Below are 13564 nucleotides of genomic sequence, written 5' to 3'. Positions count from 1 at the left end.
GTATTCACGCGGCGGTAGCGCGGCGCGGCGCCACGGGATCCAGGGCCACGCCTTCACGCAGGCGCTGCAGCTTGCCCGCGCCGCCGGCAGCCAGGCCGGACCGCGCCGCCGCCAAAGCGGGATTCGCGCGCGGCATCTGGCCGATACGCACCGGGGCCAGACTGCGGCGCCGTTCGGGGATCCGATCGAGCGCGATATTCGGGCACAATGCCTGATAGGCGCTCAGATATGCCGGCGCGGCTTTGGCCCAGCTGAAGTCCGACCTCATGCCATTGACCTGCATCGCATGCCAGATCTCGGGATGGGCGCGCAAGCCCATGGCCCGGTCCAGCGCGAGGGCCATATCCCGGGGCTGCTCGCCTTCGAACAGAATGCCGGTGGCCGCCTGCATCGCGCCTATCGGCCGGTCGAGCCCGGGATCGATGATGGTGTCGGCCATGCCGCCCACTTTGGATGCGACGGGAATAGTGCCGTAGCGCATCGAATACAGCGGCGTCAGGCCAAAGGGCTCGAACCGGCTGCCGTGCAAAAGAATATCGGCGCCGGCATGCAGCAAATGGGCCTGCCCTTCGTCGAAACCGATGTGCACCCCGCAACGGCCGGGATAGCGCTGTGCCACGTCGCGCAGGGCCGCCTCCAGGCCATGGTCTCCCTGGCCGATTATGCAGGCCTGAAGGCCGGAATGCGCATCCAGCGCGGCTGGAATCGCCACGGCGGCCAGGTCGGCCATTTTTTGCGTCGTAAGCCGGCTGCCCATCGCCATCAATGTGGCATGGGGGTCCTCCTGCAAGCCAAAAGCCCGCTGCAGTTCACCTTTGCACAAGGCCTTGTTGCCAAGGTGCTCGGCAGTGAAACCGCGCCCGCGCAAATACGCGTCGGCTTGAGGATTCCACAGCGTGGTATCTATGCCGTTCGGTATGGATATCAAGTCGCCGCCGCGCGCGGCAAGCACTCCTTCCAGCCCGCAGCCGAATTTGGGCGTGAGTATCTCGCGCGCATAATTGTGGCTGACGACGGTAATCAGGTCGGCGTAGCGGATGCCCGCCTTCAGGAAATTGAGCTGCCCCCAGAACTCCAGCCCTTCGCCCGTGCAATAGCGCGGGGCTATGCCCAGCGCATCGGCCAGGCCCATGGGAAAGACACCCTGGAAGGCGATATTGTGCAAGGTGAGCACCGACTTGACGTCCTTGATCTGCATCTGGTGCATCAGCAAAGGCGTCAATGCGGCGTGCCAGTCGTGGGCATGCACGATGTGCGGGCGCGGCTGTCCTTCGATGCCTTGCGCGATGCGCGCCGCCGCGTGGGCCAGGGCGGCAAAGCGTATCCCGTTGTCCGGATATTCCGCCCCGTCGGGCGCCACATAATAGCCTTCCCGGTCATACAAGGCATCGTTCTTCAATAGCAGTGCCTGCACGCCCAGTTCAGGGCAGTAGGCCCCCAGCAGGACGGCATCCCCGCCAGGCAGGCCGGACAAGGCCGCCACTTCCGTTACATGGCTGACGTGGGCCATCGCCGACGGATAAGCGGGCAGCAGCAAGGTGACCTGCGCTCCGCTTTCGTTGACGGACAAGGCAAGCCCGCTGACCGCATCGCCCAGTCCGCCCGTTTTCGCAAGAGGGAAAGCTTCAGAAGTAACTGCTAGGATTCGTAGCGCCACAGTGATCTCCAATAGTCGGCCCGCAGGGCCCTTATGTTGCACCGGGGGTAGGACGTTTCTGCAGCAGCGGTAAAAAATACCCAAAAACGTAAAACCTGGTAAAGCCTCGGCATAGTCGCCCCGGACACGATTGCTCGTATCGTGGATCAAGCAAACCCCGTGCCTATCTTGCCAATGCAGCGCCTTTTATTTTCACGCCGCGTGGCGGTCCGGGCCTGGCGGCGCGGGGCTGACCGCCGCCAGGTCGAGCATGGCGCGCATGCTTTCGACCGCCGGCGAGATGACCCTGCGATACCGCAAGGCGCGCGGCAGACCCAATATCATTTGCAACATCGTCGGCCACGCAATGCCCCGCGCCCGCGCCGCGCGCCACTGCACGCTGGTTTCATGCCAGGCGGCGCGCAAGGGCCGGCGCATCCATGCCACCCAGATGGCGTTGCGTATCAGCAGGCGCTCGCGCAGCCGCGAATCCCGCAACACGGAAGGGAAATGACGGGTTATCACATCATTCGCATAGACGATGCGCCAGCCTTTTTCGACCAGATCCAGCGCCATGAGCGCTTCTTCTCCGCCTATGAAAAACGGCGGCCAGTAGCCTCCCACTTCGTAGAATGCGCGGGTGCGCATGACGCAGGCGCCCGCCATGAAGCCCAATAGCTGGGGACCGGGCAGATGCTCGCGCGCCAAGGGGCTGCGCGCCATCGACAGGCATGCGGGGTCGGGCCGGCGCATGGCGCCGACCTGGACGCAGGCGCTCACGACCGCGACGGTCGGCGTGTCGTCCAACAGGTCCACCGCGCGCTCCAGCGCGCCGGGCTCCCATTGGGTATCGTCGTCGCAAAAAGCCACATAAGGAGTGCGCGCGTAGGCGACCCCGATATTGCGCGCCGCCGCCCCCAGATTGCGCTTGGCGCGGATCAGCATCACGAAGGGAAAACGCGACGCTATCGCGGCCGCGCTGCCGTCGCTCGAGCCGTTGTCCACCACCACGACAGGCCATCGCCCGGGCAGGCGAACGAGATACTCCAGCGTGCTCAGCACCTGCACACGCCTGTTATGTGTAAGCACGACGATGGTCGCGCGCCCTGCCGCTGTAGTTTCCATTTCGTCCGTAGCCCCGGTTGACACGGTTACATCCAGCATATGGCGTGCCAGCTCGGGCGCCGGCCGCGCGGGGCGCGGGCGTGCTTCTACCGGAAAGACGAGGACTCGTCGACTTCGCCCGCGGCGCCGTACTCTTCGAGCCGGTTGTACAGCGTCTTGAGGCTGATGCCGAGCATTTCGGCGGCGGCCTTCTTGACCCCGCCGCACTGCTTGAGGGTGGCCAGGATCAGTTGCTTATTGGCGTCGGCCAGCGGCACGCCTACGGGCACCAGTATTTCGGAGCCCCAGCCGGCGGAATGCGATTCGAGTTCGAAAGAATTGAAATCACCCTTGATGACGGTGTCGGCCAGGATATAGCTGCGGTATACGTAGTTGCGCAGTTCGCGGATATTGCCCGGCCAGGCGTATTCGCTCATGGCCTTGAGCGCCTCCGGCGCGAAGGTTTTTTGCGTGTGCGCCTCCTCGTTGAGCTTCTGCAGGAAATAATCGGCCAGCAGGAGAATATCGTCCTCGCGGTCGCGCAGGGGCGGCAGTTCCAGGGGGAACACGCTCAAGCGGTGGTATAAATCCTCGCGCAGCGTTCCGTTGGCGACCGCTTGCTCGGGGTTACGATTCGTTGCCGCAATGACCCGCACATCCGCGGCGATTTCCTCATGGGTGCCCACCCGCATGAAACGGCCGGTTTCCAGGACGCGCAGCAGGCGGACCTGCAGCTCCATCGACATCTCGGTGATTTCATCCAGGAACAGGGTGCCGCCGCTGGCGCGCTCGAAGTAGCCTTTGTGCTGGCGGTCGGCGCCGGTAAAGCTGCCCTTTTCGTGGCCGAACAGTTCGCTTTCAATGAGATTGGGCGAAATGGCGCCGCAATTGACCGGCATGAAAGGCTTTTCGTGGCGCGGGCTGGCCAGATGTATGGCTTCGGCCGCAAGTTCCTTGCCGGTGCCGCTTTCGCCGACCAGCAATACCGTGGCCTGGGTGGGCGCCACTTTTTCTATGTGCGCGCACAGCAATTGCATGGCCCGCGAGTGGCCTATCATCTTGGCAAAGCAATCGCTGGCCCCGGGCAAGGGGTGCTTCTGCAGCAGGGACTTCAATTCGCTCAGAACGCCGCGCAAACGCCGCAGGCTGACCGGCTTGAGCAGATAATCGACCGCCCCGCAGCGCAAAGCCTGGATGGCGCTGTCCACGCTGGAGTAGCCGGTAATGAAAACCACCTGGGTGCCGGTCAAGCCCAGGTCCGTCCAGAACTCCATGCCGTCGCCGTCGGGCAGTTGCATGTCAAGCAGGATGACATCCGGCTTTTGCCTTTCAATCTGGATGCGCGCCTGGCGTATATCGCCGGCCTGCGCTACGGTATAACCCTCTTCGCCGGCAATTTCTGCAATCAGGTCTCGGATGGCCGTGTCGTCATCGGTGATCAGGAGATGCGGCATAGTAGCTTCTTAAGTTAAATTTACTGGGGCGCTCGCATTCGCATGTACCGAATCAGGCACTGCAAGTACGAACCCGCGTCTTGGAATGGGTGCCTTTTTTATGGATTTTATTGAAAACATCGTACGCGGTTTCGGTGAAACGAAGCGTAAATTTGCATCTCAGTTGTAACAGTATGAGAATAATTCCCGATCGGGAATTTTTACGATTAGACTTTTTACATGATTCCATCGTCCAAAATCCTGGGTCGATCGCCCGCCGCGTTTGAGCTCGCCAGGTCTATTGTGAAGGCGGCGCCCACTGAGGCGAGCGTCCTGATTGTAGGGGAAAGCGGTACAGGCAAGGAAATCGTGGCGCGAGCCGTCCACGCCCGCAGTTCGCGGCGCGATGCTCCTTTTGTAGCCATCAATTGCGGCGCCATCACGCCTTCTCTGGCCGAGAGTGAATTGTTCGGACACGAAAAGGGCAGCTTTACCGGCGCCTCGGCGACCACCATGGGCTGCTTCGAACGCGCCCACCCCGGCACCCTGTTCCTGGATGAAATCACCGAAATGCCGCTGAGCATGCAGGTGCAACTGCTGCGTGTGCTTGAATCGGGACAGTATCACCGGGTGGGCGGCTCCGAGCAGTTGAGCGTGAACCTGCGCATCATCGCCGCCACCAACCGCGATCCCAAGGAATCGGTCCTGGCGGGAAATTTCCGCTCCGACCTGTTATACCGCCTGGCCGTCTTCCCCATACGGGTGCCGCCCTTGCGCGAACGCAAATCCGATATCGCCTACTTGTCGCAGCGTTTCCTCAACGAACTGAACGAACAGGAAAAAACCAAGAAGGTATTTTCAGCCAAGACGCTCGAAAAGCTCGAGGACTACAACTGGCCCGGCAATATACGGGAACTGAAGAACAGCATCACGCGCGCCTATATCCTTGCCGAAGATGTCATCGAGGTGGCGCCCATGAACTCGGTATTCCGCGCCCCCGCTCCCATGGTCAAGCATGGCTACCTGAAAATCCCGATAGGCACCTCGCTCACCTGTGCGCAACGGGCCATCATCATGGCCACGCTCGAGCACTATTCGGGCGACAAGCGCCGCACCGCGCTGGCCTTGGGCATCAGTCCGAAAACACTTTACAACCGCCTGGAAAGCTTTCGATGATTTTCGGGCTTGCCGGCGCGGCCGCGACGGTCTGCGCGAAATAGGCGATGGTTTTCTGCAAGCCGGCGTCCAGCCCGACCCGCGGCCACCAGTCCAGATGGCGGCGCGCGAGCAATATGTCGGGGCAGCGCTGGATCGGGTCGTCGGACGGCAGCGGCCGGAATTCGACTGGCACGTCGGCCCCCACCAATCGCCGTATCCGGCGCGCAATATCGAGCACCGTGCTTTCATGGGGGCAGCCCAGGTTCACCGGGCCGCGAAACGACTCGTCGCTTTCCATCATGCGCGTCAGCCCGTCTATCATGTCGTCCACATAGCACAGCGAGCGCGTCTGGCTGCCATCCCCATAGACCGTCAGGCTGCGGCCGCTCAGCGCCTGGACGATGAAATTCGACACCACCCTGCCGTCGCTCTGCGACATGAGCGGCCCATAAGTATTGAAGATGCGCGCAATCTTGACCCGCACATGCTTGCGCCTGCCATAGTCGGAGAACAGCGTTTCGGCGCAGCGCTTGCCCTCGTCGTAGCATGAGCGCAGGCCCAGGATGTTGACATTGCCGCGGTAGGCCTCGGGCTGCGGATGCACGTGCGGGTCGCCATAGACCTCGCTGGTGGAAGCCTGCAATATGCGGGCGCCGGCTGCGCGGGCGACCTCCAGCAGATTGAAGGCGCCTTCGACGCAAGTCCGCAGCGTATGGACCGGGTCGGCCTGGTAATGCTGAGGCGATGCCGGGCAGGCCAGGTTGTAGATGCGCGTCGGGCGGATATCCAGGCGTATGGGATTGATGACGTCATGGCGCAAGACCGAAAAGTCCGGGTGGTCCAGCAGGGGCGCGATATTCCGCCGCTTTCCCGTCAGGAAACTGTCCAGGCAGATCACCTGGTGCCCCTCATCCAGCAGCCGGCGGCAAAGATGCGAGCCGAGAAAGCCCGCGCCGCCCGCAACCAGCACGCGCTCGGGAGCCATTTGCGTATCATTCATGAGGTACTCCGGTCAATAAAGAAAATATCTCCATCCAGTCGCGCACATAGCGGTCTATACCGAAACGGTTCAAAGCGGTGCGCCGCGCCGCCTCGCCCCATTGCCGGGCCAGTTCGGGATCATGCAGCAATTGCCGCATGCGATCCAGCACGCGGTCCCGGCGCGTGTCGACATAACCATTGACATCATTGCTTACCACATTGCTCAGTTCGGTCGTCGCCAGACCCACTACCGGTATTCCAGCCATCATCGCCTCGACCAGGGACAGGCCCAGGCTGGCATAGCGGATGGGCGAGAAAAAGAATCGATAGCGCGCCATGAAGGCCGGAACCTCCATGTTCGGAACCTCGCCCAGGCCGCCCATGGCTTCAGACTGCATGCCTATCAAGTCCAGCGCGACCTGCGCGCGGGCCCATTCGTAGACATCCGCGCCGACCCGGCGGCCGCGCCGCTGCAGATGGTTGATGACCGTAATGCCGCGCGCCAGTTCGCCGGTATAAACGACGCCGGGCATGGGCGCGACGCCGTGCTCGACCACCCGCGTGCGGGTGTCGCCGGAGTCCCACATCAAGGCGTTATAGGCGGTGACGTGCACCAGCAGGCCTTTTTCATGGCGGAAGAAATGCGCCGTATTGGTAGGATGCGGTTCGGGCGGGTTGTGTTCGATATAGGCGCAGGGCAAGGCGCGCTGGGCGGGCGACAGCAAATCGAACTGGTCCCGCTCGAAGGCGCCGCGCGACTGGTACAGCACGCAGTCCAGTTGTTCGTGGCGCAATTGCCCGGCCGGCACTTCGCGCACATTGCCGCCCCAGGGTATCTTGAAGCCCAGCGGACTGTAACCGGGGCGCGCGTCGCTCATTACCGGAATGATGAAATCATGGGGCACCCGCGTCAAGGAATACAGGTAGTTGCCATGGACATGCCAGGTCAGTATGCGCAAGCGCCGGGCCGGCCGCGGCGCGCTGCCGGGCGATGAAGCTGGGTTCAAGGCATTGCTCCTGTGGGAAGTTGCAGTTGCACCTGCGCCAAGACCTCCGCGACCCCGACGCCCCGCGCGCAAGGATGCCCTATCGGGCATTCCTCGTAAGAACAGGGCCGGCACGGCATCGGCGCATAAAGCACGCGATGCCTGGCGGTGTCCAAAGGGGCCCAGCGCGATACATCGCTACCCGAGGCGATCACCACGCTGGGCAGCATGACGGCGGCGGCGAGATGGGAAATGCCGGTGTCGTTGCATACCAGCAAGCGGGCGCGCCGCAGCAGGCTGACCAGCGCGCCCAAAGAAGTCCTTCCGCACAGATTGACGACCGGCAGTTGCACCTGCCTGACCAGGCTCGCGGCCAGCTCGGCTTCGGCGCTGCTGCCCGTGACGGCGATCTGCCAGCCGCGCGCCGCAAGATAAAGCGCCACGCGCGCAAACCGGTCCAGGGGCCAGCGGCGCGACGCCAGCCGCGCTCCGGGATGGATGAAAATCGTCCGGCCCAGGTCTATGCCGGTCTCGGCCGCCACCCTGTCGGCCTCGTCGTCGTCGCCGGCGCTCAAAGGAAATTCTAGGGCCGCATCCCGCGCGGGCAAACCCAGATAGGACAGCAAAGCCAGGTACCTGCGCACTTCCGGCAAGTGATCCGGCCAGGCCATCAGCCGCCCCGCTTCCTGCTGCCGCGTTTCGGGCACAAAACCGGCCCAGCGCCGCGCGCCCATGGCTTGCACCAGGGCGTTGGACCGCGCGCCGCTGCCATGCATCTGCAGTATCAGGTCAAAATGGCGCGCCCTGAGCCCGCGGTAGAAATCCGGCAATTCCGCCGCGCGCGGGGCCTGCTCCGGGAACGCCGGATCGCCGGGAAACAGCACCAGCTCGTCCACATAGGCCTTGAATCGCGCCACCACCGGCACCGCGCTTTCCAGCCCGATCAGGGTGATGCGGGCATCCGGCAGGGCCTGGCGCAGGGCCCGGAAAGCCGGCATGGAACACAGCAGGTCGCCCAGGTTCAGCGCGCGGAATATCGCCACCCGGCGCGGCGCGGGCCGCCAGATCTGCGCCGTTCCCATCATGGCAGTCCCCCGCCGAATCGCGCCGCCCCCACCGCCCGCCAAAACACGGAAAGCGGCGGAATCAGCACCGATGTGAGCAGCAGCTCCGCGACATTGCGCAAAGTAAAGGCGCTGAGGCGAAGACGGCGCAGGAAGAAAAACAGGCTAAGCAGGCCCCAAAGCAGCAAGGCGGCCATGGCGAGCCGTTGCCAGCCGCCCAGAAGCGCGGCGAGCGCCAGCAGCAGGGCGGCGCACACCGACAGATAAAACCACGGCGGCCCGCTGCGTATGCGCTGCCGATAAAGCCGCGGGAATTTCCGGTAGAGCAGCACGTCGAACATCACTTTCTTCTGCATGCCGATGCCGGCCGCGAAACGGGCCGCGCGCAAGGGATGCACCACGGTGGCGGCCGGCGCCGGCGCAACGCGGCAGCCGCGCTCGATCAGCGCGAAATGCAGATCGGAATCTTCGCGCCAGGCCAATGTGTAGCGTTCGTCGAAGCCGCCCACCGCCTCGAGGATGTCGCGCCGGACAAAGCAGTTCGCCGTGGCGAATTCCGCCTGCTCGAGCCGCGCCGCATCGCGATCCAGATCGCTGGGCCGCGGCGGCAAAGGCATGACTATCGTTCCCACGGCGGCCTCGGCGCCCGAAGCCATGGCCTCCAGCCCCTCCTGCAGCCAGCCCGGCTCGGGCAGCGTATCGTCGTCGGTAAAGGCAATGACGGGCGCGCCGGCGGCGCGCCAGCCCACATTGCGCGCGCCGGCCGGGCCCTGCGTACGGCTCACCGGCAGATAGCGGATGGCCGGGCGTCCGCCCGCCCGCGCGCTCATGGCTTGCGCCACCGCCCTGGCTTGCGGGCTGGGCCCGTCGTCGCACACCAGTATCTCCCAATCGTCCGGGGCGAGCGTCTGCCGCAACAAGGCCGCCAGGCAGCGCTCGAGCAAGTCCGGCCGCTCGTAGGTCGGCACCACCACCGATATCAAGGGCGCGCGGGCATTCATCTGGGCTTCTCCACGAGAAAGCTGCCTATCACCAGCGCATCCAGCGGCGAGGTCCAGAAGCACTCCAGGGCATCGCGCGGCGAGCAGACCACCGGTTCGCCGCGCGTATTGAAAGAGGTATTGACCAGCACCGGGACCCCCGTCCTTTCTTCGAACGCGCGCAGCAGGTCATACAGCAAGCCATGCTGGCTGCTGCGCACCGTCTGCACCCGCGCCGTGCCGTCGATATGGCAGACGGCGGGGATGAGGGCCGCCTTGTCCGGCAGCACATCATAGACAAACAGCATGAAGGGCGCGTCTATGGCGGCTTTCCTGCCCGAATCGAACCATTCATGGGCCTGTTCCTCGATGACCAGCGGGGCCACCGGCCGGAAGTCCTCGCGGTCCTTGAGTTCGTTGAGGCGGGCCTGCATCCTGGCGTCGCGCGGCGAGGCCAGGATGGAACGGGCGCCCAGCGCGCGCGGGCCGAACTCCATGCGCCCCTGGAACCAGCCGAGTATCTTTTCCTGGGCCAGCAAGTCGGCGGCGGCCTCCGCCACGTTCTTGAGCCGGCGATACGCCACATGCGAACGCTGCAGGAAGGCCTCTATCTCGCGGTCGTGGTAGCCGGGCCCCAGGAAGGCATGTTCCATCGCCCAGTTGCGGCCGCCCTTTTCGCGCTTGTTGAAGTCCAGCCACAGCGCCGCCCCCAGGGCGGTCCCGGCGTCGCCGGCGGCCGGCTGCACCCAGACGTTCTGAAACGGCCCGTCGTTGGCCAGGCGCGCATTCATCACGCAATTGAGCGCCACTCCCCCGGCCATGCAAAGATTGGGGGAATGCGTGCCGCGATGCAGCCATTGCGCCATTTCCAATACAGTTTCTTCCAGTACCTGCTGCAAGGACCGGGCAATATCCATATGCCGCTCCTCGAACTCCTGGCCCCTGCCGCGCGCCGGGCCGAACCGCTCCTCCAGGCGTGACGGATGCAAGGCATAGCCGCCGGCGCCATCGCTGCTCAGGATTTCGCGGAATTCTTTCAGATAGGCGGGCTTGCCATATGACGCGAGGGCCATCACCTTGTACTCGTCGGAGGAATGGAGAAAGCCCAGATACCGCGTCACGTCTTCGTACAGCAGGCCCAATGAATGCGGCAAATCGATCTGCCTGATGCGCTTGTACTTGCCGCCGGCGTAGTGGCCATAACTGGTCGAGGCGCGCTCGCCGCGCCCGTCCATGGTCAGCACGGCGGTCTCGTCGTAAGGGCTGGCCAGAAAAGCGCTGGCCTCGTGCGCCAGGTGATGCTCGGTGAATTGCCAGCGCTGCATGATGCGCTCGAGCCCGGCGCCCGAAAAGCGGCTCTGCAAATGATGGGGAGCGCCGTCGGCGAGCTGGCGCGGCGCATTGACGATATACGACAGAAACAGCGGGTCCCACGGCGAGCCGCCGTCCTTGGCCGCGCCCGCCGCGGACGGCTCCAGCGGCAGCGCAATGCTTGAGCCGGCCTCCATGCCGGCCTGCAACAGCTGCGGCGCAAACGAATAGGCGATATGGTCCACGTCGCGCAAATGGATGCCGGCCTCGCCCAGGCAATAATCAATGGCGTTATAGGGCAGTTGCCAGGTCGAAAACGGCACGGGCCGCTTGCCGTGCTTGACGCGCGTGAACCGCTCTTCCTCCGCCGCCGCCACCACCTTGCCGTCGCATATAAGCGCCGCCGCGCAATCATGAAAAGCGGCATTGATTCCTAGAGTATGCATATTCCTTCCCCTTTCTTGACGCCGCGGCTCGCGCCCGGCGCCTGGATCGCGCCATGTCCCGCCTCCAGCAGCTCACAGGCCGCCTGCGCCACGGCCTGCGGCGCAATGCCATTGAGGCAGGCATTGTGGCCATGGGGGCAGACGCTGCGATAACAGTATTTGCATGGCACATCGCAAGACAACAGCCGGTGCTCCACCTGCCAGGGCGTATGCTGAGGATTGGTCAGCGCATACAAGTCCACCACCGGTGTCTGCACGGCGGCGGCGATGTGTACCGGCCCCGTGTTGTTCGAAATCAGCACGGCGGCATCCTCGATCAGGCAGCCCAGCTCGCCGAGTTCGAGGCGGCCCGCCAGGTTGACCAGCCCGCTTGCCCCGCATCCGCCGATGATTTGATCGACCAGCTTGCGCTCGCTTGCGCTGCCGGTAAGCAGGATGCGCCGCCCGCCGGCATCCAGCAAGGAAAGCACCTGCGCAAATCCGGCCGCCCCGTAACGGCGCGATTCGGCGCTGGCGCCGCAATGCACCACAATCCAGCCGCCGGCCTCGGATATACCGTGGGCGCGCAATGTGGCCTGCAGGGTTCGCCGATCGGCGTCCAGCGTCGCGAACGACAAGCGGGTATCGCTGCAGCGGGCGCCTATCTCGGCCACCAGATCCAGTTGGCGCTGCACCTCATGGCGTATGCCCGAGCCGGGTTCGGTATCGCGCACCCAGTGGCTCAACAAGCGGTAGGGATTTTCCCGGGAATGGGCCAGGATCAGGGGAATGCCCGCCAGATGGCACATCAGCGCGGCCGGCAGGGCGCTCTGGCTGTATACGGTAAAGATCACGGCCGCGTCGAAGCTGCCGCGCCGCAGCGCGTCGATCGCGGCGCAATCCTGCCGGCAGCCGCTGGAGCCGTTCTTGACCCACGCCGCGTCGTACACGATGGTGTCGTCCACATCCGGCAGATAGGCGGCCAGGCGGGCGCCGGACTGCGACGCCATCAGGCTGATATGCCGGCCGCTGCGCGCGTTTTTCAAGGCGCGCATGGCTGGCGTGCTCATCAGCACGTCGCCCATATTATCCAGGCGCACGCATAGTATGCGTCGCGCAGCCGACCAATCGCTATGGATATTCATGCTGTCTCCCTTTTGCCGCCTCGGCTGTAGCGGATACTCGCCGGACGGCCAGCCAGCGGGCCACCCAGCGGCCGGCATCGCCCAGATTGCGTTCGATCCGGTCGGGTACGCGCCACTCATTGATGCGCCATTCGGTCTCGTTGCCGTTGTCTATCAACAAGGTGTTGCAGCCGGCCCTCCGGCCCGCCTCGACGTCGTCCAGAATGTCGCCGATGAACCAGGAAGCGCCCAGGTCTATTGCGTGTTCCTGGGCGGCGCGGCGCAATAGCCCCGGCGCCGGCTTGCGGCAAGCGCATTCGCGCGCATACGCCGGGACCGTGCCCTGCGGATGGTGGGGGCAGTAGTAAAAACCGCGGAGCGCCGCCCCGGCCAGCAGGAACATGCGCTCCATTTGCCTGACCATTGGCGCCATGTCATGCGCCGTAAACTTGCCCAGTGCGATTCCGGCCTGGTTGCTGATGACGATCAAGGGCAAGCCCGACCTGCCCAGGCAGGCCAGCCCCGCCAGCGCCCCCGGCGCGAAATGCATCCGGCCCGGGTCCACGTTATAGGGAACATCCGCCAGCAGGGTGCCATCCTTGTCCAGGAAAATCGCGGCTGTCATGGCCACGAGGTCTCTTTCATGGGCAGCACCATGACCTCGGGAATCACGGTTTCAGGAGGCTGCGTCAGGACGAATTTCACCGCGCGCGCGACATTCAGCGGGTCTTGCAGCAAATCCTGGTCTATATCGGGGAAGCGATCGAGCAGGAAGGGCGTGCGCATGCCGCCCGCGATAATGGCCGACACCTTGACGCCCATCGAGCGCAGCTCGGCGTGCAAAGCGTGCGTCAGGCCCATCAGCCCCCACTTGCTGGCGTGGTAGACGCTGGCGTTGGGCCACGCGCGCCGGGCGGCGGTCGACGCGATGTTGACGATGTGCCCGCCCGGCGCAAGATGGTCCAGCCCATGCTTGGCCAGCAGGAACGGGCCCGTCAGGTTGGTGCGTATCACGCGGTCCCAGTCCGAGCTGGCGAGCTCGCGTATGCTTAGCGTGACGTCTATCCCGGCATTGTTGATGATGGCGTCGAGCCGCCCGAGCAAGGTGACCGCGCCGTCGAGCACGCGGCGCACCTGCTCTTCGTCGCCGACGTCCAGCTGAAAGGCGCAGGCCCTGCCGGACGCGGCATTGATGCGCTCGGCGACCGCCTTGGCCGACGACTCGTCCACATCCGTGGCAACGATATGCGCCCCTTCGCCCGCCAGCGTTTCGCAGATCGCGGCGCCCAGCCCGCGGCCTGCCCCCGTCACCAAAACCACCCGGCCTGCAACCGTCTGGAAATCATAGGCATCCATTGTCAT

The 13564-nt window shown here is 64.4% G+C and carries 12 protein-coding genes; 1 reads left to right on the top strand and 11 read right to left on the bottom strand.

Translation table 11 applies throughout. The features are described 5' to 3' along the window. Positions 1-4: 4 nt before the first annotated feature. The 3 genes from glgA to BUB23_RS06920 all read right to left on the bottom strand — a co-directional run bounded on the left by glgA (position 5) and on the right by BUB23_RS06920 (position 4194). Positions 5-1657 carry a glycogen synthase GlgA gene (gene glgA / locus BUB23_RS06930; RefSeq protein ID WP_084135846.1) on the bottom strand — a complete coding sequence of 551 codons (1653 nt, stop codon included), beginning with the start codon at positions 1655-1657 and terminating at the stop codon, positions 5-7. Positions 1658-1849: 192 nt separating this feature from the next. After that, a complete protein-coding gene (locus BUB23_RS06925) occupies positions 1850-2761 on the bottom strand; it encodes a glycosyltransferase family 2 protein (protein ID WP_073102669.1) in 912 nt (303 codons plus the stop codon). 86 nt (positions 2762-2847) lie between these two features. Next, entirely contained in the window at positions 2848-4194 is a 1347-nt protein-coding gene (locus BUB23_RS06920) for a sigma-54-dependent transcriptional regulator (RefSeq protein WP_073102374.1), read from the bottom strand. Between the two features lie 219 nt (positions 4195-4413). Here BUB23_RS06920 and BUB23_RS06915 point away from each other — a divergent pair, with 219 nt between their 5' ends. Further along, on the top strand, positions 4414-5349 hold the full coding sequence (locus tag BUB23_RS06915; RefSeq protein ID WP_073102373.1) for a sigma-54 interaction domain-containing protein: 936 nt from the start codon (positions 4414-4416) through the stop codon (positions 5347-5349). Here BUB23_RS06915 and BUB23_RS06910 read toward each other — a convergent pair. From BUB23_RS06910 to BUB23_RS06875, 8 genes are read right to left on the bottom strand one after another with little or no spacing between them, the layout of a single operon-like run. Next, on the bottom strand, positions 5306-6331 hold the full coding sequence (locus tag BUB23_RS06910) for a UDP-glucuronic acid decarboxylase family protein (protein ID WP_245801190.1): 1026 nt from the start codon (positions 6329-6331) through the stop codon (positions 5306-5308). The genes BUB23_RS06915 and BUB23_RS06910 overlap by 44 nt on opposite strands. Next, positions 6324-7319 carry a glycosyltransferase gene (locus BUB23_RS06905; RefSeq protein WP_073102372.1) on the bottom strand — a complete coding sequence of 332 codons (996 nt, stop codon included), beginning with the start codon at positions 7317-7319 and terminating at the stop codon, positions 6324-6326. Before BUB23_RS06905 ends, BUB23_RS06910 begins: the two co-directional genes overlap by 8 nt. Then, a complete protein-coding gene (locus BUB23_RS06900) occupies positions 7316-8383 on the bottom strand; it encodes a glycosyltransferase family 9 protein (RefSeq protein ID WP_245801189.1) in 1068 nt (355 codons plus the stop codon). The genes BUB23_RS06905 and BUB23_RS06900 overlap by 4 nt, the downstream gene beginning before the upstream one ends. Next, entirely contained in the window at positions 8380-9363 is a 984-nt protein-coding gene (locus tag BUB23_RS06895) for a glycosyltransferase family 2 protein (RefSeq protein ID WP_073102371.1), read from the bottom strand. Before BUB23_RS06895 ends, BUB23_RS06900 begins: the two co-directional genes overlap by 4 nt. Next, positions 9360-11099, bottom strand: coding sequence for a carbamoyltransferase family protein (locus tag BUB23_RS06890; protein ID WP_073102370.1), 1740 nt, complete (start codon positions 11097-11099; stop codon positions 9360-9362). The genes BUB23_RS06895 and BUB23_RS06890 overlap by 4 nt, the downstream gene beginning before the upstream one ends. Then, positions 11087-12223 carry a glycosyltransferase family 9 protein gene (locus BUB23_RS06885; RefSeq protein WP_073102369.1) on the bottom strand — a complete coding sequence of 379 codons (1137 nt, stop codon included), beginning with the start codon at positions 12221-12223 and terminating at the stop codon, positions 11087-11089. Before BUB23_RS06885 ends, BUB23_RS06890 begins: the two co-directional genes overlap by 13 nt. Continuing rightward, positions 12210-12827, bottom strand: coding sequence for a D-glycero-alpha-D-manno-heptose-1,7-bisphosphate 7-phosphatase (locus BUB23_RS06880; RefSeq protein ID WP_143160905.1), 618 nt, complete (start codon positions 12825-12827; stop codon positions 12210-12212). The genes BUB23_RS06885 and BUB23_RS06880 overlap by 14 nt, the downstream gene beginning before the upstream one ends. Then, complete coding sequence (locus BUB23_RS06875) at positions 12824-13564, bottom strand: SDR family oxidoreductase (RefSeq protein WP_073102367.1); 741 nt, start codon at positions 13562-13564, stop codon at positions 12824-12826. The genes BUB23_RS06880 and BUB23_RS06875 overlap by 4 nt, the downstream gene beginning before the upstream one ends.

The organism is Pollutimonas bauzanensis (assembly GCF_900129885.1).
Classification (GTDB): Bacteria; Pseudomonadota; Gammaproteobacteria; order Burkholderiales; family Burkholderiaceae_B; genus Pollutimonas; species Pollutimonas bauzanensis.
Note: the sequence above shows the minus strand (reverse complement) of the source record. Positions and strands in the feature narration are given on the sequence as shown.

Coding starts and splice junctions, on each gene's coding strand:
- BUB23_RS06925 (WP_073102669.1), bottom strand. CDS start 2,761: ATGGAAACTACAGCGGCAGGGCGCGCGACCATCGTCGTGCTTACACAT.
- BUB23_RS06920 (WP_073102374.1), bottom strand. CDS start 4,194: ATGCCGCATCTCCTGATCACCGATGACGACACGGCCATCCGAGACCTG.
- BUB23_RS06915 (WP_073102373.1), top strand. CDS start 4,414: ATGATTCCATCGTCCAAAATCCTGGGTCGATCGCCCGCCGCGTTTGAG.
- BUB23_RS06910 (WP_245801190.1), bottom strand. CDS start 6,331: ATGAATGATACGCAAATGGCTCCCGAGCGCGTGCTGGTTGCGGGCGGC.
- BUB23_RS06900 (WP_245801189.1), bottom strand. CDS start 8,383: ATGATGGGAACGGCGCAGATCTGGCGGCCCGCGCCGCGCCGGGTGGCG.
- BUB23_RS06895 (WP_073102371.1), bottom strand. CDS start 9,363: ATGAATGCCCGCGCGCCCTTGATATCGGTGGTGGTGCCGACCTACGAG.
- BUB23_RS06890 (WP_073102370.1), bottom strand. CDS start 11,099: ATGCATACTCTAGGAATCAATGCCGCTTTTCATGATTGCGCGGCGGCG.
- BUB23_RS06885 (WP_073102369.1), bottom strand. CDS start 12,223: ATGAATATCCATAGCGATTGGTCGGCTGCGCGACGCATACTATGCGTG.
- BUB23_RS06880 (WP_143160905.1), bottom strand. CDS start 12,827: ATGACAGCCGCGATTTTCCTGGACAAGGATGGCACCCTGCTGGCGGAT.
- BUB23_RS06875 (WP_073102367.1), bottom strand. CDS start 13,564: ATGACAATGGATGCCTATGATTTCCAGACGGTTGCAGGCCGGGTGGTT.